19 protein-coding genes are annotated in these 19,741 nt (G+C 48.4%); 11 read left to right on the forward strand and 8 right to left on the reverse strand.

Annotated elements, in window-relative coordinates; genetic code table 11:
* The first annotated feature begins 17 nt into the window (after window positions 1-17).
* Entirely contained in the window at window positions 18-893 is an 876-nt protein-coding gene (locus tag EIZ48_RS02890; protein ID WP_160648624.1) for a D-hexose-6-phosphate mutarotase, read from the forward strand.
* A 107-nt stretch (window positions 894-1,000) separates the two neighbouring features.
* Here EIZ48_RS02890 and EIZ48_RS02895 read toward each other — a convergent pair whose 3' ends face one another.
* A complete protein-coding gene (locus tag EIZ48_RS02895; protein WP_075764906.1) occupies window positions 1,001-1,381 on the reverse strand; it encodes a VOC family protein in 381 nt (126 codons plus the stop codon).
* A 571-nt stretch (window positions 1,382-1,952) separates the two neighbouring features.
* Between EIZ48_RS02895 and EIZ48_RS02900 the strand changes: the two genes are divergently transcribed.
* Genes EIZ48_RS02900 through EIZ48_RS02910 form a run of 3 tightly spaced genes read left to right on the forward strand, consistent with a single transcriptional unit; the run spans window position 1,953 to window position 6,757 of the window.
* Complete coding sequence (locus EIZ48_RS02900) at window positions 1,953-3,887, forward strand: PrkA family serine protein kinase (protein WP_160648625.1); 1,935 nt, start codon at window positions 1,953-1,955, stop codon at window positions 3,885-3,887.
* Window positions 3,888-3,925: 38 nt separating this feature from the next.
* On the forward strand, window positions 3,926-5,197 hold the full coding sequence (locus EIZ48_RS02905) for a YeaH/YhbH family protein (protein WP_075764910.1): 1,272 nt from the start codon (window positions 3,926-3,928) through the stop codon (window positions 5,195-5,197).
* Between the two features lie 30 nt (window positions 5,198-5,227).
* Window positions 5,228-6,757: a SpoVR family protein gene (locus EIZ48_RS02910; RefSeq protein ID WP_160648626.1), complete on the forward strand. Its 1,530-nt coding sequence runs from the start codon at window positions 5,228-5,230 to the stop codon at window positions 6,755-6,757.
* A gap of 74 nt (window positions 6,758-6,831) precedes the next feature.
* Here EIZ48_RS02910 and fadR read toward each other — a convergent pair whose 3' ends face one another.
* Complete coding sequence (gene fadR, locus EIZ48_RS02915) at window positions 6,832-7,683, reverse strand: fatty acid metabolism transcriptional regulator FadR (RefSeq protein WP_160648627.1); 852 nt, start codon at window positions 7,681-7,683, stop codon at window positions 6,832-6,834.
* Window positions 7,684-8,149: 466 nt separating this feature from the next.
* On the opposite strand from fadR, the gene nhaB reads away from it, so the two are divergent.
* On the forward strand, window positions 8,150-9,742 hold the full coding sequence (gene nhaB / locus EIZ48_RS02920) for a Na(+)/H(+) antiporter NhaB (protein ID WP_075764916.1): 1,593 nt from the start codon (window positions 8,150-8,152) through the stop codon (window positions 9,740-9,742).
* Between the two features lie 91 nt (window positions 9,743-9,833).
* Entirely contained in the window at window positions 9,834-10,355 is a 522-nt protein-coding gene (gene dsbB, locus EIZ48_RS02925) for a disulfide bond formation protein DsbB (RefSeq protein ID WP_160648628.1), read from the forward strand.
* Between the two features lie 59 nt (window positions 10,356-10,414).
* On the opposite strand, the gene EIZ48_RS02930 is transcribed toward dsbB, so the two are convergent.
* Both EIZ48_RS02930 and EIZ48_RS02935 read right to left on the reverse strand, forming a co-directional pair.
* Complete coding sequence (locus EIZ48_RS02930; protein WP_160648629.1) at window positions 10,415-10,828, reverse strand: (deoxy)nucleoside triphosphate pyrophosphohydrolase; 414 nt, start codon at window positions 10,826-10,828, stop codon at window positions 10,415-10,417.
* Entirely contained in the window at window positions 10,828-11,475 is a 648-nt protein-coding gene (locus EIZ48_RS02935; protein WP_160648779.1) for a YecA family protein, read from the reverse strand. Before EIZ48_RS02935 ends, EIZ48_RS02930 begins: the two co-directional genes overlap by 1 nt.
* 247 nt (window positions 11,476-11,722) lie before the next feature.
* On the opposite strand from EIZ48_RS02935, the gene EIZ48_RS02940 reads away from it, so the two are divergent.
* Window positions 11,723-12,421, forward strand: coding sequence for an NAD-dependent epimerase/dehydratase family protein (locus EIZ48_RS02940; protein ID WP_160648630.1), 699 nt, complete (start codon window positions 11,723-11,725; stop codon window positions 12,419-12,421).
* Between the two features lie 70 nt (window positions 12,422-12,491).
* Entirely contained in the window at window positions 12,492-13,454 is a 963-nt protein-coding gene (gene dusC / locus EIZ48_RS02945) for a tRNA dihydrouridine(16) synthase DusC (protein ID WP_160648631.1), read from the forward strand.
* Window positions 13,455-13,503: 49 nt separating this feature from the next.
* Here dusC and EIZ48_RS02950 read toward each other — a convergent pair whose 3' ends face one another.
* A complete protein-coding gene (locus tag EIZ48_RS02950; protein ID WP_160648632.1) occupies window positions 13,504-14,361 on the reverse strand; it encodes a VirK/YbjX family protein in 858 nt (285 codons plus the stop codon).
* 446 nt (window positions 14,362-14,807) lie between these two features.
* On the opposite strand from EIZ48_RS02950, the gene EIZ48_RS02955 reads away from it, so the two are divergent.
* The gene (locus EIZ48_RS02955; protein WP_160648633.1) at window positions 14,808-16,574 is read left to right on the forward strand and encodes a bifunctional glycosyltransferase family 4 protein/polysaccharide deacetylase; all 1,767 of its coding nucleotides are present in this window, start codon (window positions 14,808-14,810) and stop codon (window positions 16,572-16,574) included.
* A gap of 94 nt (window positions 16,575-16,668) precedes the next feature.
* On the opposite strand, the gene EIZ48_RS02960 is transcribed toward EIZ48_RS02955, so the two are convergent.
* Window positions 16,669-17,106, reverse strand: a complete 438-nt coding sequence (locus EIZ48_RS02960; RefSeq protein WP_160648634.1) for a YcgN family cysteine cluster protein — start codon at window positions 17,104-17,106, stop codon at window positions 16,669-16,671.
* Window positions 17,107-17,333: 227 nt separating this feature from the next.
* On the opposite strand from EIZ48_RS02960, the gene EIZ48_RS02965 reads away from it, so the two are divergent.
* The gene (locus EIZ48_RS02965) at window positions 17,334-17,582 is read left to right on the forward strand and encodes a YkgJ family cysteine cluster protein (protein WP_160648635.1); all 249 of its coding nucleotides are present in this window, start codon (window positions 17,334-17,336) and stop codon (window positions 17,580-17,582) included.
* A 27-nt stretch (window positions 17,583-17,609) separates the two neighbouring features.
* On the opposite strand, the gene EIZ48_RS02970 is transcribed toward EIZ48_RS02965, so the two are convergent.
* Both EIZ48_RS02970 and EIZ48_RS02975 read right to left on the reverse strand, forming a co-directional pair.
* Complete coding sequence (locus EIZ48_RS02970; protein WP_075764191.1) at window positions 17,610-17,855, reverse strand: TIGR02647 family protein; 246 nt, start codon at window positions 17,853-17,855, stop codon at window positions 17,610-17,612.
* Between the two features lie 191 nt (window positions 17,856-18,046).
* Window positions 18,047-18,904: a Tim44 domain-containing protein gene (locus EIZ48_RS02975; RefSeq protein WP_160648636.1), complete on the reverse strand. Its 858-nt coding sequence runs from the start codon at window positions 18,902-18,904 to the stop codon at window positions 18,047-18,049.
* Window positions 18,905-19,111: 207 nt separating this feature from the next.
* Between EIZ48_RS02975 and EIZ48_RS02980 the strand changes: the two genes are divergently transcribed.
* Window positions 19,112-19,507: an NINE protein gene (locus EIZ48_RS02980; RefSeq protein ID WP_075764187.1), complete on the forward strand. Its 396-nt coding sequence runs from the start codon at window positions 19,112-19,114 to the stop codon at window positions 19,505-19,507.
* Window positions 19,508-19,741 lie beyond the last annotated feature (234 nt).

The raw sequence follows: 19,741 nt of genomic DNA on the forward strand, positions 1-19,741 counted from the left end.
TGAGGAATGAAGATCTTATGGATTTACGTAACCTTCCAACAATTTCAGCACTATCTGACGCAGTCACGATCTGTGAGTTTCAGGGCATCAAAATTGTACGTGTGATTCACCAGTTGGCCGAAGCCGGAATTTCCCTCCACGGCGGCCACCTGATTTGGTACAAGCCTGCCGGAGAGAAAGACGTCATCTGGCTCAGTGAAAAGGCCGAGTTCGATACGACAAAGGCCATCCGCGGCGGTATACCTGTCTGCTGGCCTTGGTTCGGCAAGGTAGCGACACCTTCTCACGGCTTTGCACGTAACAGTCAGTGGACGCTAAATCAGCATCGTGAAAATGAGCACGGTGTGATTGTGTCACTGACATTGGAAGACACCGAGGCGACTCGCGCTATCTGGCCTCACCAATTCCACAATGAGATTACCTTTGAGATTGGTCGCGAACTGACAGTCAGCCTGACCTCGACCAATACCGATGAGCATCCCTGGTCATTCACTGGCGCCCTGCACACCTACTTTAACGTGGCTGCTATCAGCGACGTTGCTGTAACGGGCATGGGTCAAGGCTACCTGGATAGCACCAAAGGCAACGAAGCCTGTACTGGTGGCGATACGCTGACATTCAACACTGAAACAGATCGTGTTTATACCTCGCCGGCTAATCCGGTTGTCATTGATGACAAAGCCCACCAGAGGCAACTTCAGGTTACTAATCATGGCCATGATGCCGCCGTCATCTGGAATCCATGGCAGGCGCTATCTGTCAGCATGGGGGATATGGCAGACAACAGCTTTGAGACTATGGTCTGTGTCGAATCCGCCATCCACGAGCAGGCAATCGAATTGGCGCCGGGTGAATCCCACACGCTCAGCACGCAGATAACTGTGCAGAAGTAATAGCAGAGATTGCTTTCAATGCCGCCATCTCGGCGGCATTGGCTTAACCAGCAACACTAGCGCAATCAACGCGATGCCAGAGTGCACACATTCACTGAGCTTCGTCCCTAGGCAAGCATATGCGTGTTTGTTTCAATGAGTACCCAACCATTGCCATCCGGATCGGCAAACGTCGCAAACCGCCCGCCAATTATGGTGACAATCTCAGAAAGAGGCACTCCCCTGCCTGTCAGTTCGCTGTGCGTGGTGTGGATATCATCTGTTTGCACAACCAGCCCCTGAACCGAGCCTGCCTTCATGCCGCCAAATGGTATGACTAGACTGATTGTCGTCTCGGCCCCTTTCGGTGCCAGCTGGATCCAGCGCTTATGATTATCGGCGTGATGATCGCGTATCAGCTCAAACCCTAAGGCGTCACGATAAAAGAGCAAGGCCTGACTCTGGTCTGAGACCGGAATCGAAACTGTATCAACACGTGAAATCCCCATTAATCAAGCTCCCCCGTTCCACAAATTACTTCTCTAGCATATGTCAGGGGGATCGTTTTCGCCCTCCCAAAAGGCCGTTATCGCAAATATTTGACAGCCTGGATGCAGGCTACTTTCACCACGATCATCAAATTTTGTTCTGTAAAAGGAAAACAGTTCGTCACAAACTGGCTTTGAGCAAAAAAACCACATAAAGCCAAACAAAGCACTTTATGGCACATTTTTGCGCAATGAAAAGCTTTACATTCAGGCAGTATAACCAGTAATGAAACAATATCCCTGATTTGCGACTCAACTTTCCTGCAACGACCGAGATCACAATATCGCAACAAAATCGACGCTATTTTTTAAACAAATCCGCTTGCGATTCCCGATTTATAGGAGGATAGTAAGAATATGTTCAAAAAACATTCAGTTCGTTAGGCAAGGACAAAAGGGAAATTTAGTTTATAAACCAACAACTCAGTGAAGCAATTTGATCAGTTAGGTCTAGTCTTAAGATATGAGGGATGTGAAAGATAATTGTTTTCGTCCTTTCTAATTGATTGATGAACGATTCAGGGGGCATACCATGAGTATTTTTGACCACTATCGTCAACGCTATGAAGAAGCCAAGGATGAAGAGCTTTCATTGCAAGAATTCCTTGAAATCTGTCGTAATGACCGCAGTGCTTACGTCAATGCGGCAGAGCGCTTGCTGATGGCAATCGGCGAACCAGAAATGATTGATACCGCTCAAGACCCACGCTTGAGCCGTCTATTCTCCAACCGCGTCATTTCCCGTTACAAAACGTTTGAAGACTTCTACGGCATGGAAGATGCCATTGAGCAAATCGTTTCTTACCTCAAGCACGCGGCACAAGGCTTGGAAGAGCGCAAACAAATCCTATACCTATTAGGTCCTGTAGGTGGCGGTAAGTCATCACTGGCCGAAAAGCTTAAGAGTCTGATGCAGAGAGTACCTGTTTATGTACTGACAGCAAACGGCGAACGCAGCCCGGTTAACGACCACCCTTTCTGCCTGTTCGATAAAAATGAAGATGGAGACATCCTCAATAAAGAATTTGGCATTCCTGAGCGCTATCTCAACAACATCATGTCACCATGGGCTGCCAAACGCCTGCACGAATTTGGCGGTGATATAACTAAATTCAAAGTCGTCAAAGTCCGTCCGTCGATTCTCGATCAGGTCGGTATCGCCAAGACCGAACCCGGCGACGAAAACAACCAGGATATCTCATCGCTGGTCGGTAAAGTCGACATCCGTCAGCTTGAGCACTTCTCTCAGGATGACCCGGATGCCTACAGCTATTCCGGTGCGCTCTGTAAGGCCAACCAGGGTCTGATGGAGTTCGTCGAGATGTTCAAGGCACCACTGAAAGTGTTGCACCCATTGCTGACAGCAACGCAGGAAGGCAACTACAACGGTACCGAAGGGCTTTCAGCATTGCCGTTTGACGGTATTATTCTGGCTCACTCCAACGAATCTGAGTGGCAGACGTTCCGTAACAACAAAAACAACGAGGCCTTCCTTGACCGAGTTTATATCGTCAAAGTGCCTTACTGTCTGCGTGTATCGGAAGAAATCCGCATTTACGAAAAACTGCTTCAGAACAGTGAACTGTCTGCGGCACCTTGCTCACCAAGCACCCTGGAAATTCTGGCACGCTTCACCGTACTGTCTCGCCTGAAAGAGCCGGAGAACTCCAGCCTTTACTCGAAAATGCGTGTCTATGACGGTGAAACACTGAAGGATACGGATCCGAAAGCCAAGTCTTACCAAGAGTACCGTGACTACGCCGGTGTCGATGAAGGGATGGCCGGTCTGTCGACCCGATTCGCCTTCAAGATCCTGTCGCGAGTCTTTAACTTCGATCACTCAGAGGTGGCAGCCAACCCCGTTCATCTGTTCTATGTACTGGAACAGCAAATTGAACGAGAGCAGTTCCCACAGGAAATGGCAGAAAAATACCTCGAGCACTTAAAAGGTTACCTGACACCGAAGTATGTCGAGTTCATCGGCAAAGAAATCCAGACCGCTTACCTTGAGTCTTACTCCGAATACGGTCAGAACATCTTTGACCGCTATGTCAGCTATGCCGACTTCTGGATTCAGGATCAGGAATACCGCGATCCGGAAACCGGTCAGTTGTTTGACCGCTCGGCGCTGAATAACGAGCTCGAGAAAATCGAGAAGCCTGCCGGAATCAGCAACCCGAAAGACTTCCGTAATGAGATCGTTAACTTCGTCCTGCGTGCCCGTGCCAGCAATGCCGGCAAGAACCCGAACTGGACCAGTTACGAGAAGCTTCGTACCGTAATCGAGAAGAAAATGTTCTCGAATACCGAAGAGCTGCTTCCTGTCATCTCGTTTAATGCCAAGACATCCACCGATGAGCAGAAAAAACACGATGACTTCGTGGCTCGTATGATGGAAAAAGGCTACACCCGCAAGCAAGTACGCCTGCTATCCGAATGGTATCTGCGCGTACGCAAGTCGTCGTAGCCTGCCACGGAATTATGGGATGAATAAGGGGAGAGCTTATGGGGCATTTTATAGACCGAAGGCTCAACGGTAAAAACAAAAGCACGGTGAACCGTCAGCGTTTTCTGCGCCGCCATAAACAGCAGATCAAGGAATCGATTGCTGATGCGGTAAACAAACGCTCGATCACCGATGTCGAGAGCGGCGAGGATATTACCATTCCTTCCCGCGACATCCGCGAGCCAAGCTTTCACCAAGGCCGTGGTGGACAACGTGAAGTTGTCCACCCGGGCAATGACCAGTTCAGCCCCGGAGATCGCATTGAACGCCCCCAGGGAGGGGCGGGTCAAGGCGGTGCCGGTGAGGGACAGGCCAGCCCTGACGGTGAAGGCCAGGATGAATTTGTTTTCCAGATATCCAAGGATGAATACCTTGATTTGCTTTTCGAAGATCTGGAACTGCCAAATCTGGAAAAAAACCAGCTCAATAAAATCGTCGAGTGGAAAACATTCCGCTCCGGCTATAAATCTTCCGGAGTACCGGCCAACATTGCCATCGTGAAATCGTTGCAGAATTCGCTGGCTCGCCGGACAGCAATGACGGCCGCCAAACGTCGTCAGCTAAGGGAGCTGGAACAAGCGCTAGACTATTTGATGAATACCGAACCGGCCCAGCCACTCGAAGAAGACAGAGTGAAACGGGAGATTCAGGCCCTGCGGGAAAAAATCAGCAGCGTGCCCTTCATCGATACCTTTGACTTACGCTACAAAAATTACGAACGTCGGCCACTACCCACCAGCCAGGCAGTGATGTTCTGCCTGATGGATGTATCCGGCTCGATGGATCAGGCGACCAAGGATATGGCAAAGCGCTTCTATATCTTGTTGTACCTGTTCCTCAACCGAACCTATAAGAATGTCGATGTAGTCTTTATTCGCCACCACACCCAGGCCAAGGAAGTAGACGAACATGAGTTCTTCTACTCTCAGGAAACCGGGGGTACGATTGTATCTAGTGCATTGCGAATGATGGATGACATCGTCAAGAAACGTTACTCACCGGCTGAGTGGAATATCTATGCGGCGCAAGCCTCAGATGGTGATAACTGGGCTGATGATTCACCCGGCTGTCGAGAACTGCTGGACAAGCATATCCTGCCAGTCAGCCGTTATTATTCCTACATCGAGATCACCCGCCGGGCACACCAGACATTATGGCGGGAGTATGAGGCACTGCAGGCAAGCCACAGCAACTTTGCGATGCAAAACATAAGGAGTGTGGAAGACATCTTCCCGGTATTCCGGGAGCTATTCAAGAAACAAGTGAATTAGATGTCAGCAAGCGCTATAGGGGAGTGTGTTATGGTAACAACCACTAAGTCAAAAACACTCAGTGATGGTCCTGACTGGACGTTTGACCTGCTTGAGCAGTATCACACGGAAATTAAACGCGTCGCCGATCACTATCGGCTTGACGCCTATCCTAACCAGATCGAAATCATCACTGCTGAACAGATGATGGATGCCTATTCCAGTATCGGGATGCCCATCAACTACCATCATTGGTCTTTCGGGAAGCGCTTTATCGAAACGGAGCGTGGCTACAAACACGGCCAAATGGGGTTGGCCTACGAGATTGTAATTAACTCGGATCCCTGTATCGCTTACCTGATGGAAGAAAATACGATAACCATGCAGGCACTGGTCATGGCCCATGCCTGCTATGGTCACAACTCGTTCTTCAAGGGCAACTACCTGTTTAAAACCTGGACCGATGCCAGCTCAATCATCGACTACTTGCTCTTTGCCCGCAAATACATCACTGAATGCGAAGAAAAATACGGCGTCGATGAGGTCGAAAGACTGCTCGACTCTTGTCATGCGCTCATGAATTACGGTGTGGATCGCTATAAGCGCCCGCAAAAAATTTCACTCGTCGAGGAAAAGGCCCGGCAAAAGGCACGGGAAGATTACTTGCAAACCCAGGTCAACGCACTATGGCGCACCATTCCTATCCAGGAAGAAAAAGAACTCAAGACAGAGGAAGCACGTTACCCTCATGAGCCCCAGGAGAACATCCTGTATTTCATCGAGAAGCATGCACCGCTGTTGGAGCCATGGCAGCGTGAAATAGTCCGTATCGTGCGTAAAGTCAGCCAGTACTTCTACCCGCAGAAACAAACGCAGGTGATGAACGAAGGCTGGGCGACTTTCTGGCACTATACCATCCTCAACCACCTCTATGACGAAGGCCTGGTTACCGATCGATTTATTATCGAGTTTCTTCACAGCCATACCAATGTTGTCGCTCAGCCGGACTACAACAGCCCGTATTATAGCGGTATCAATCCGTATGCCCTGGGCTTTGCCATGTTCCAGGACATCCGCAGAATCTGCGAAAACCCGACGGAGGAAGACAAATACTGGTTCCCGGACATTGCAGGATCTGACTGGCTGGATACCGTGCACTTTGCGATGGAGAATTTCAAAGACGAAAGCTTCATCAGCCAATACCTGTCACCGAAAGTGATGCGTGATTTTAAACTCTTCGCCGTGGACGACGACGACCGCCACAACTATGTCGAAGTTAGCGCCATTCACAATGAGGAAGGTTACCGGATGATCCGCGAGAAGCTCTCGTCCCAGTACAACCTCAGCAATAATGAGCCGAACATTCAGGTGTGGAATGTGGCGTTGAAAGGTGATCGCTCACTCACTCTGAGGTACGTACCACATAACAGGATCCCGCTGGCAGACAGCCATGCGGAAGTACTGAAGCACATGTACCGTCTATGGGGCTTCGATGTCACACTGGAGGAAGAGATGCCTGACGGCAGATCACAGATCCTCGGCACCTGTCCTGTCCGCAATCAGTACAATTCGGAGATATAACAGCCAGAACCACAGACAAAAAAGGAGATGCAATTGCATCTCCTTTTTACATCTATGGCTATATAGTTCCGAGCTTACTGCTCTTCCTCATACAGGTAACGTGCAATCTCAACACGGTTGCTGTACCAAATCGCCCCGCTCTCGCGGCCATACTTCTTGATGCGATCGGCAACCAGCTCCGGCTGGTTATTGTCACAGTAAGATTTCATGTCACGGTAGAAGTTAAGTGCCAGTTCACAGGCTTCCTTCGACATAAAGTAGTAACCGCCAACACGGGTATAAATCTTACGCAGGCCATTAATCGTCAGAACATACAGCGTGTTGCCTGACTTCGCTGCCATCCCCTGGAACATACGGTAATCGTAGTAATTGAACGCACGGGCACGGCAAATCGCTTCGCAAAGCTCCGGCTGATCTTTTCCGTATTTGTCGACGATCTTCTTCACTTCCTGCATCAACTCTGTCTTTTCGTCGCTTGCTTCGACGAAATCGGTAAAGTTGCCAGCCTTTAGCAAGGTCTCGCAAGAAGTGATGATGTTAGCCAGCAATTGGCTAGCTTCTTCACTGTTCCCCTTAACAGCATATCGCATATACACGCTGCTAATATCTGTTCGAGCAGAAAGCAGGTCTTCAAGTACCCCCTGAACATCTTGTCCGTCCAAAGTAATCAAAGTATCGAGAATGCTCAGGCCCGACGTGTCCATGTAGTTGTTTACACGAGTCGGTTTGCCGTGCTGAATAGTCAACCAACCATCACGGGCAAGACGCTGCAGCACCTCACGAAGCGTCGTACGGGTAACACCAATCAGCTCGGACAGTTCCCGCTCAGCCGGAAGAATCGACCCCTGTGGGAAGTGATTATTCCAGATACTCTCTATGATATATTTCTCAGCAAATGTTGCTGGGCTATCAGCCTTTATAACCATCTGATTATTTTTCCAGTTGCTTCTTGCTTATATATTATTAACTCATCATACCACTAGTTAAGCAATGGGCGAAACTCTGCTGAGTATGTAAAAGACATGTTTTACTTTGCGCTTCAAAATTTGATAATGCTCAACGTTTCCTGCGAATTGTAAGCAAATATTTCAGAGCGTGGTAATCTACCGCCCTAAATCCCCGGTTTTGAGATGAGATATCAATAAATTAAACATCTTCCCATCTCACTACTTGACTGATCTAGATCAAACTGTACAGTTAGCACGATCTATCTCTGGGAGCTAAATGGAAGCTGCTGCCTGCTTTAAGTTAAAAACCATCAGGGAAATGATTTTTAGCTTAGGGGGTCTCATAAGAACACTTAACCACCAACTGGTTATCTTGGTCTCGGACTAATAGGCAAGTAGCAGCCGGCTCATTGAATAATTTGCGTATTTTGAGAGACCCAAGAACATGGCTATTTCGCTAGGGAACGCCTTCATCAAGAACTTTTTAGGCAAGGCTCCCGACTGGTACAAACTGGCAATCATTGCCTTCCTCATCATCAACCCAATCGTCTTTTTCCTAATCGACCCTTTTGTCGCAGGTTGGTTACTGGTCATTGAGTTTATCTTTACTCTTGCCATGGCCCTGAAATGTTACCCGTTACAACCCGGTGGTTTGCTGGCTATCGAAGCCGTGGCAATAGGAATGACCAGCCCCGAGCAGGTCAAGCACGAACTGGTTGCCAACATCGAAGTCTTATTGCTACTGATCTTCATGGTTGCCGGTATCTACTTCATGAAGCAGCTACTGCTGTTCATTTTCACCAAGATACTGATCAATATCAAATCGAAGACACTGCTGTCGTTGTCGTTTGTTGTCATGGCCGCCTTTCTGTCCGCCTTCCTTGATGCACTGACCGTTATCGCGGTTGTGATCAGCGTGACCATTGGCTTCTACAGCATCTATCACAAGGTAGCCTCAGGCCGTGAACCCCATGCCTCGCACGACCATACGACTGATTTGCATATCCGCGAAGTGAGCCGTAATGATCTGGAAAACTACCGTGCGTTTCTTCGCAGCCTGCTAATGCATGCCGGTATCGGTACCGCCCTGGGTGGCGTAATGACCATGGTGGGCGAACCCCAGAACCTGATCATTGCCGATCAGGCCGGTTGGCTGTTCGGTGAGTTCATCCTGCGCATGGCACCGGTCACGGTTCCTGTATTCTTGTGCGGCATAGTGACTTGCATACTGGTCGAAAAATTTCAGATTTGTGGTTACGGTACCCGCCTGCCGGAGAATGTCCGTAAAATTCTGGTTGATTTCGACGACGAAGAACGCAAGCGCCGCACCAATATTGATTATGCCAAGCTGGCTATCCAGGTTGTCATCGCGATATGGCTTATTCTTGGCCTTGCCCTGCACCTTGCAGCAGTCGGCCTGATTGGTCTGACGGTCATTATCCTGGCTACCTCTTTCACCGGCATTACTGAAGAACATGCACTAGGTAAAGCGTTCGAAGAGGCACTGCCGTTCACCGCGCTGCTTGCCGTTTTCTTCTCTATCGTTGCTGTTATTATCGACCAGCATTTGTTTGCACCGATTATCGAAATGGTACTTAGCCTTGAAGGTAGCGCCCAGATGACAATGTTCTACATTGCCAACGGCCTGCTATCGATGGTGTCGGATAATGTGTTCGTCGGTACGGTATACATTAACGAAGTGAAAACCGCACTGATTAATGGCGTCATCACCCGCGACCAGTTCGATATGTTGGCTGTTGCTATCAACACCGGTACCAACTTGCCGTCAGTCGCAACACCGAACGGTCAGGCTGCTTTCCTATTCGCATTGACGTCGGCGCTGGCTCCGTTGATTCGTCTGTCCTACGGCCGAATGGTGTACATGGCCTTACCGTATACCATTGTGCTGTCACTCGTTGGCCTTGCCGGTATCGAATTCATGCTGGTTCCGATGACGGAGTGGTTCCACGACATGGGCTGGCTAAGTCACCATGTTGCGGAAGCTGCCTCACATATTGCACCTGCTACTGGACATTAATTGAATCTTTAGCAAAGATAAGTGTCAGTAATTACAAGTTCAAAGCCCTGATATCTCAGGGCTTTGTTTTAAGTATAGGTGAGATCATTTCATGCAATTTCTGAATACCTTTTCCAAAAGCCAGTTATCCTGGCTATTACTGCTCATTTTCATTGTTTTCTTTGAAGCTTGCGCCCTGTTTTTTCAGCATGTCATGAAACTCGATCCATGTGTCATGTGTATCTATGAACGTGTCGCTATGATGGGAATAGGCTTTGCTGCCCTGCTTGGCATGATTGCCCCGCAAAACGCCGTGATCCGCTGGACCGGGCTTGCCGGATGGGGATACAGCGCCTATCAGGGGCTGGCTCTCGCCAACGAGCACGTCGGTTACCAGTTCAATCCGTCGCCTTTTGCAACCTGTGATTTGTTTGTGACGTTTCCGGAGTGGGCACCACTGAACCAGTGGGTTCCGTGGATGTTTGAAGCAACCGGTGACTGCAGCAAGGTGGTCTGGTCCTTCCTCGGTCAGTCCATGCCACAATGGCTGGTCATCATTTTTGCCGCTAACCTTGTGGTTCTGGCGCTCATTGTTATCGCACAGTTTTTTGGCAAGAAAAAAGAAAGGTTCTAGAAACTAGAATCGCGGAATGAAACTAAAAAAGCGAGAGGTCACCCCTTTCGCTTTTTCGTTTAGCCCTCTAACGCAGCCACAATCGGATAGTCTGCTGGACACAAGGGGTAAGCCGCCATCTCGGCATGTTCAACCCATACGGCATTCTGGTGGCTATGCAACACTAACTCACCGCTCTGCCAGTGGCTAAGGTAGCCTTTGAGGTGAATGACTTTATCACCGTAATCAAACACACTATCTGCCAGCCAGCGGCCTGTACAGGTAGTAATTGCTAACTCTTCCTGTAACTCACGCTCCAGCGCCTGCTCGGGGGTTTCTCCTTCTTCAACCTTACCGCCGGGAAACTCCCATAGGCCCCCCTGACTGGCATGGTCAAAGCGCTGGGCCAGCAGGTAACGGCCATCTTTTTCGATGACGGCCGCAACAACCAGGAGCACCGGCTTATGTTCAGGTGACGGCTGAAAATCTGTCATTACCGACCACAGCACTGCTTGAATTTTTTACCGCTCCCGCACGGGCACTCGTCATTACGCCCGGTGTCTTTATACGGGTTTACGGCCTGGGCAGCTGCCCCCTGCTGGAACTCATCGGCCGCCATCACCACTTCGGTCAGCATCAGTGGCAATTGGGCATACAGCTGAGCCGGTTCGGGCATACCTTCGACACCCGCCTCTTGCATCTGAGCCAGGGTCGAGCTTTCATCAACCAGCAACATGCAGGTTGTCAGCAGTGCCGATAACATGCGCATGGTGCCATCAGACATCACCTGATCAGCCCAGTTCGGCTCAATGAAAGGCCAGACTGCAAGAAAACCTTCGGCAAAATGACTCATCCCTTCAGTCACACCAGACTCTTCCTGCCAGCAGACCTGCTCAGGCAACACATATTCACCGGCCTTGATGTATCGGTACTGCATCTCAAAGTGATTCAAGATGGCCATTTTAATGTCACCCTCAACGGTGATCTGCGCATCTTCCGTCACTCCGCCATGCACCAGTACAGGCAGCCATTTTTCTGGTTCCAGGGGTTTCGGGTTGGCATTAGCCGCCAGCAAAGCACCTTCAATGAAAGCAGCTGGCATACCTTCCCAGCCTGCTGGTAATGTCATTAGTTGTGTCATCATGTGTTCCGGTTCATCGGGCAAAACTGATTAGGCGCAAGATTATATACCCAAATGACACCAAGATGCTCGTTTCCGCTCCAGTGAATTGACTCCATGGGAAAACCTGGTGTCCTCAGCAGCTAACCCGATGCCAAAACCTCCCACTAGCGGTATCTACCAGACATTACTTGAGTTTTCTTGTTGAATTTTGATGCAGATGCTGGCAAAAATGACGTAATTAACGACAAGTATCAGGACGATGTCGATGTATCAAGGGACAGCAAACGCGATTATTGCCGGTGCCAGTGGCCTGGTTGGCGATGAACTTCTCCACCAGCTTCTCGCCCACCCTCATTTTCATACTGTCTATTCACTGTCTCGCCGTGAATTGCCTTTTCACAGCAAGAAACTGGTCCAGATCGTCCACCCCGAACTACGTGTAACCGCCTGGGGTGAAACGGATCCGACGCCAACAATTGGCTTCATCTGCCTGGGCACAACCAAGAAACAGGCCGGTAGCAAGCAGGCGCTTGAAGCAGTCGATTTTCAGTTAGTCAAGGATGTCGCGACCACGATGCAATTGCTTGGCGTCCGGCACCTTGTGGTGATATCGAGCCTGATGGCACATTCATGGTCTCCCTCGCACTACTTACGCTGCAAGGGAAAAATGGAGCTGGCAATCAGCAAAATGGGCTTTTCCCACTCTGTCTTTGTCCGTCCGGGACCACTACAAGGGGAGCGCTCTGTCCCTCGCCAGGATGAACAAGTCGTACAAGGGGTTTTCAATGTGATCAAACCATTGATGCTCGGCCCCCTTGGCCACCTAATACCCATTCCAGCCGAGGATGTTGCCCGCTCTATGCTGGAGCTTTCTTTACTCGCCGAAAATGAACAGCTAGGAGCTGTAGCAACGGTCTCCGGCAAACAGCTTTTTTCTGAATCACACCATGTGCAGCAGGATTAGGTGACAAAGGCGCTATTCCAGACTAAAATCTCGCCCCTTATGTAGATAACGGTACAGGGCGAGAGAGCTAATGCCAAAAGCGACGCGTGTAATATTAGGCCCGATGGAAGGTGTACTCGATCATTTAATGCGAGAGATGCTCACCGACATCAATGACTACGATCTTTGCGTCACTGAATTCGTACGAGTCATTGATCAGCTACTGCCAAATAGCGTCTTTTACCGCCTGTGCCCGGAGCTTCATCAAGGAGGCCGAACCGCATCAGGTACCCCGGTGCGGGTTCAGTTGCTTGGCCAGGATCCCGACTGGCTGGCGGAAAATGCCAACCGCGCCGTCTTGCTGGGATCGGCTGGTGTTGATATCAATTTCGGGTGCCCGGCCAAGGCAGTCAATAAAAGCCGGGGCGGTGCCGTGCTGCTCCAGGATCCGGAACTGATGTACCAGATAGTCAAAGCAGTCCGACAGGCAACAGATCCAAGAAAGCCTGTAACCGCCAAGGTTCGTCTGGGCTGGGATGATCCTGCCCGCTGCTTTGAAATTGCCGATGCCGTCGCCCAGGCAGGCGGCGATGAAATCACCATCCATGCGCGGACCAAGATCGACGGCTATAAGGCCGGGACCATCAAATGGGACTACATCCGCCAGGTCAAAGAGAAAATCACGATTCCAATTATTGCCAACGGCGAAGTCTGGAATTACAAAAATGGCCAGGAATGCCTGCAGGCCACCCAAGTCGATGCGCTCATGGTTTGCCGCGGTGCCCTGAACTTGCCAAATTTATGCAACGTTATCAAACATAACGATACACACATGAGCTGGGTGGTGGTTCTTGATTTGCTACTGCGTTACTCCCAATACGAAATCAAGGGAGATAAGGGTCTCTATTACCCGAACCGGGTTAAACAATGGTTTGCCTACCTTCGGCACGAGTATCCCGAGGCCAAAGCCTTGTTTGCCGATATTCGCCGCCTGAATAAGGCTGCGCCTATTGTCGACACCCTGCAGGCAGCCCGGATAAAGCTTGTAGCCTAACGGCCTCGATCTCAAGCAGCCTCAGCCAAACAAACTGGGGCTAATAAGATCAGTTGATTAAAGCTTGTTGTATTGCCTGCTGATAGCTATCAAGCCACGCATAGCGTTTCCGATACATTTTACGTTTCGTTCTATTCAACTCTTCGATATTTCTTCGCTCTGCGTACAGCGGAATTTCATACAAATCTTTGTCATACGAAATACCGGAATGCTCTTCCCAATAAGAGTCATAGTCAAAATAGACTTTCTTGCTTAAATACCGAAGTGATGTATAAGTGTGAGAACGATTCTTGACGCCAAATATGCGACTCACTTCCAGTGACTGCAGCACCACTCTCACCGTTTCCAGCATCAGCGACTTGGGTCTTAGTCCAAATAATTTCTTTGTTGCTGATCGACTAAAGCCGTCATCAATATCGGGGCCTTGAACACCACCAATATAGGCATTATTTTCAAATACTGTAAATGACAGTACATAGTAATTTATGCCCTTATTGTCAGATAGCCGTAATGTTAATTCCCCCTCTTTCCAATAACGCCCCTCATAAGACAAAACCATATAATAGCTATTATCACCCAGGTCAAATTCATCAAGAACAATGCCATCCTTGTAAATCAATCGAACGTTATCTTCAGAGAAAATATGTTTTACCCAGTTGTGATGAGCTACCAACATATTCACGACATCTTTCTTTTTTAAACCTCGGTGAAGATAAGGTCTCATACACTTCGTTAAGAAATCGGGTTGCTTTGAAAATAGCATCTCTTTATAAGGACCGGTGAAACTCTTCATCAGCCGGGTTAAATAAGGATAATAAACCAGTCCCCTAAGTAAAAACTTACTGACATGTTTTACCATTTTGGGGTCATCGGGATAGCTCATTACTGCGGTACTAACAATGTTCATTGATCCACCAATACTTCAAACACAAACACAAACACAAACACAAACACAAACTAAAATATAACAATCTAATACTCTTATAACGGTTTATTCTGTTTAAAGACAAAATAAACCGACTCATCGCAAAACAATATGCAACTGACAAGACAAGTAATAACTAAAAATCAATATTGATACTAAAAAACATATAACCATTTAGGTATCAGATTATTAAACAGTCATCAGTAATGAACAGTGTATTATAAGTTAATAGGAAGACAACGTAATAAACGCACTGCTTTGTATTGATTTGTATCTACACCCTGACAGTTTGATACACCATCTGACTTAACCCTATTAATACACTGTATTATTATTAAAGGCCAAATTCGATAGACAATAAACACACCAACAGAAGGCTACTTTAAATAGCCTTTATCTCTTCGTGTTTCTTTTAATATGGGCTAGGTATGAATATCTTGATGGCGCTTTCACAGCTAGAGGTTACGGGTGCAGAGGTGTATGCCACGACAGTCGGTGACGAGCTGACAAACCGCGGGCATAATGTCTTTTATATTTCGGACACTCTTACCAAACCTCACCAAGGACCATCGTTCACATTGCGCTTCAACAAGCGCAGCATCCCGAGACGTTTTTGGCATGTCGGCTATCTGGTCTATCTCATTAAAAAACATAATATTCAATTAGTACATGCCCACTCGCGAGCCTCCAGCTGGAGCTGCCATCTCGCGTGCAAGTTGACCGGCACTCCGATGGTCACCACAGTACATGGCCGCCAGCCGGTGCATGCCTCACGCAAGAAATTCCATGCGATGGGCAACAGGGCACTTCCTGTCTGTGAAGCCATAAAGGCTCAACTCATTCAAGATCTCGGTGTCGCTAAAAATCAACTGGAGGTTAGCCGTAACGGCATTGAAACCGAGCGTTTCAATGTCTGTGCACCGCCCAAAAACCCTCGCCCTGTTATCACTATTGTCGGCCGCCTCACTGGTCCTAAAGGCGACCTGTGTTATCGGCTACTTAACGAATGTCTGGATCTGGGAAAATATGACGTTCGGGTCGTATCCGGCTCACAGTGTGATACACGCTTCGATGCCTTCAAAGATAACGTGACCTTTACCGGTTACACCCATGATGTCCCTAAAATACTTAGCCAGGCAGACTTGGTGATCGGCGCAGGTCGCGTAGCAATGGAATCACTGCTTTGTGGACGTCCTACTCTTGCCATCGGTGAAGCCGCCAGTATAGGTATCGTGACTCCAGACAATGTACAGCAGGCTATGGCAACCAACTTTGGTGATATTGGGCCCAAAGATCTGGATATAGATTTTAGTTCTGTTGCCAACGAAGTCGAGCGGGGACTCAGCCAGAAACAATGTGATCCCGAGCTAACAGCAACTATCAAAGCTAGCTACAACCTGGCTGCTGTTGTCGATCATATCGAACGTATCTATCAGGATGTCTACATTGAAACGCTACAGCGCGAAATGCCCGTTATTATGTATCACCGCTTCATTCAAGATGAGAGCGAAAAAGGCGTCCACGGGACCTATCTCCATATCGAGATGTTCGAAAAGCATCTGAAGCTGTTAAAGCGCATGGGGTTCGAGTCCCTTACCTTTGAAGACCTGGCACAAAGTAACCTCATTCGCCGGTTGGAACCCGGCAAGCGCTATATCATGATCACCGTCGATGACGGCTACGCCGATAACTACCACCTGATGATGCCTTTGCTCAAGAAATACGGTTTCAAAGCCGTGGTATTCGTTGTCACCGGCGAGACATTCAACCGCTGGGATGTCGAAAACCCGGATAACCCCGAGACTCAGGTAAACCTGATGACGAAAGAGCAAATCAAGGCGCTGGCTGACTCCGGCGTGGTCGAAATTGGTGGCCACACAATGTCACACCCCAAACTAGACAGCCTCAGCCATGAAGAACAGTACCGGGAAATCCTCGAGAATAAAACCCTGCTCGAAGAGCTTCTGTGCAAGCCGCTGACATCCTTCGCGTATCCGTTCGGCCTTCATAACGAGGACACCAAATCTATCACGCAGGATGTCGGGTACCAGTTTGCCGCCGCTACCAACTCCGGCCCGCTGCAGTTGCATCAGGACCCTTATCAGATCCGCCGGATCGGGATATTTCCGCGTACCGACGTCTTCGGCTTATGGCGAAAAGTTCGCGGCAACTACCTGTTCAGGAAGGTTAAATAATAGAAAGCTTAAGGTTTAGTGGCAACAGCCAGCCTTGTGGCCGAACAGGCGATTTGGTTGGCTGTTTACAATAAATGAGAGGTGATGAAGTATCCTAGCCTCGCGAGGGATGGTTCAATATGTGATCTTCCCAGTCAATCACATCGATCTCATAGACGATTTTATCTCGGACAGATTCGTCAGCCTTGTGCATGGCGTCTTTGGAACCGGTCAGAAGCGGGTGCCATTCGGGTAAGTCTTTGCCTTCCGCCAGCATGCGGTATGCACACGTTTCCGGGAGCCAGACAAATTCGTCAATACGTTCACGGGTCAGCTTGAGGCACTCTTCGCCGGACTCAAAGCGGTTCGGGTAATCTTTACAGGAGCACGTCTTTTCGTCCAGCAGGCTGCAGGCAACATTGGTGTAATAGATCTCGTCGGTATCATCATCAATCAATTTATGAAGGCAGCATTTCCCACAGCCATCACAGAGCGATTCCCACTCCGGATCTGTCATTGCCTGTAAATCTTTTTCTTGCCAAAAATATGCCATATAACCAGCCTTTTCTGTAACGACCCTCAACCCTTATGGTTAAGAAGGCGGTTTTATAGCCGCCCAGCAGGTAAAGTGCAAGTGTTTCATCGGGATCTGGCCGCATAAACTGCCGTAATAATAGTCATTATTATTTGTCGCCAATTGAGCTGATATTTTTTGCTTCCATAGCTATTGAATGGTAACTTTCGCCCCGTTTCGAGAGACTAATTAATTATAGGTGGGTTATGGAGTGTCGATTAGGGTGTGGGGCGTGCTGTATTGCACCGAGTATCTCTTCAGCCATTCCTGGGATGCCTAACGGGAAGCCTGCGGGTGTCCGCTGCATTCAACTGAATGAGAACAATTTATGTAAGCTATTTGGCAAGCCGGAGCGACCAGCAGTCTGCCATCACTTCAAAGCATGTCCCGACATTTGCGGCAGCACATCAAAACAAGCAATCGAGAATATCACTGAATTGGAAAGCATGACCTGACGCCATGCTCTACCCATTATAACTCGCTTATACAGCGACTTTACCGGTCAAAATTCGTAGTACCGACTTGGCATGCTCTACGGCCTGATGACCTGAGTAGGTCAGGTAACCACCGTCTTCATTTGTGACCAGTCCCTTGGCGTACAGTCGCTTCGCCGCTTCTACCAATTCAGGTGCAGCATCGCTACGTACCTTAATTCCTTCCATATCGCTGTGCATAGGAAATTTAACCAGCAAATTCATTTCATTAACCAGTTCAGCTGTATATGGCATAGTCACCTCTTTATTTCTTTGGCCTGACTTAATACTAGCGGTTGGGATGAATAAAAGTAGGTGGCGAGATCATAACAGTTGCAATCATCAGGCGGAAAAAGAGACGTGCTTCAAAGAAATGAGTTTTTCTAGTGAATAAAAAACCGCTCGACTGAGCGGTTTTTTTGATAGTTTTGCTTATTGTTCAATAATTAAGCTTGAATGCCGACAATCAGCCAAGGGGCGCTTTGGGCACGCAGGTCACGTTCAAGATGCCAGATATCGGTAATATCTTCTTCGACACCCTCGTTGCGATCTTTATATCGACCTGAGAACTTAATGCTTATCTGCGCCGTGCTCGCATCGTAATCGGCACGAACCAGCTCGGCATCAACATACATCACTTCGGTATGCTGCTCACCATCAAGTTTTGCACGCTCTGCGGCTAGATCGTCAAACAGCGCCGGGCTGACATACTCGCGGATCTTATCCAGCTCATTATGATTCCAGGCTCCCTGGATAATGCGGTAATGATCGCGCGCGCCATTCAGAAACGCATTCATGTTAAAGCCAGGAGGCAGATTAAACGGCACGTCACTGTCTGTTGAGGTGTAGCTTTCCTGCTGGGCAAAGCCAGAATTCATACCGTCAGCAGCCTGGCGATGCTGGTTCTGCCGAGGTGAGTTACCGGCATAGGCTTCGCGATGGCCCATAGGTGTACGCTTTGCCCCTCGCATTGTCTTGAACAATTTGAAGATCACGAACGCAATCAGGCCGAAGATCAAAATATCCATGAACTGGATACCTTCAAAAGCTCCGCCAAAGAAAGCAGCAAGTAGACCACCAGCCAATAAACCGCCAAGCAAGCCGCCCATTAGTCCTTTTTTGCTAGACTTCGCTGGTTGCTGTTGTTTTAGCGTGTCAGTCTGTTTCGGCTGCTGTTGTTTAACCGGTGCCGTTTTGAAACTTTTACCAAACGATTTACCACCGCCGAATTTCTTTGCTTCTGCATGCGGAGTCATAAAAGACACCGTCAAGATCAAAGCAAATACTGTGAAGAAGCGTTTCATTGATACGAATACCTTTGCCAAATATATGCTTTTGAATCCTAACGTGCTACTTCTGAATGTCAACTAAACAACCCGAGCAAATTGTTACTAATATTTATCCGCCTGAGACCGGCCCTTTCATCGTTCTGATATATTATCTAGTTGGTATTGTTGCACTTATTGCTAATATTAGTGTCCAATATCGGTATCATAACAACAGGAAAGACTATGCAAGATACTCACAGCAAACTCATCGGCTACCTACTGTGGATTTTCGGTTTCACCGGTGCACATCGCTTTTATTACGGTAAGCCTGTTACCGGTACCATCTGGTTTCTGACACTGGGCTTACTGGGAATAGGCTGGTTAATCGATCTGTTCCTGATACCGTCCATGGATCGCGAGGCCGATATCCGCTTTCAGAGCGGCGATGTTGATTATACCGTGGCCTGGCTCTTACTCACTTTCCTTGGGGTATTTGGTGTCCATCGTATGTACATGGGAAAGTGGCTAACCGGGATCCTCTATCTGTGCACATTCGGCTTCTTTTTGATTGGTATTCTGGTTGATTTCTGGACATTAAATGATCAGGTATCGATCCGAAACGCAGAAAATAGGCGCTAAAACCTGCTTTTTCCCGCACAAAAGTGGCTTAAATCCTGTTAAATGTGTATTCAAACTGTATGATTTAAGTCACAACAAACTCAGTAACCATAAACCTGACTTTGTTTCTGCTTGACCTGTCAAAGCGAGAGCAACTAAAATATCGAACATCGTTCTATATTATTCAGCTGACTTAATGAAGTCAGGACACTATGCTTACTGTGCAGCCACCATTCGGTGTATATCCATATTACA

The organism is Photobacterium alginatilyticum (assembly GCF_009910675.1).
Lineage (GTDB): Bacteria > Pseudomonadota > Gammaproteobacteria > Enterobacterales > Vibrionaceae > Photobacterium > Photobacterium alginatilyticum.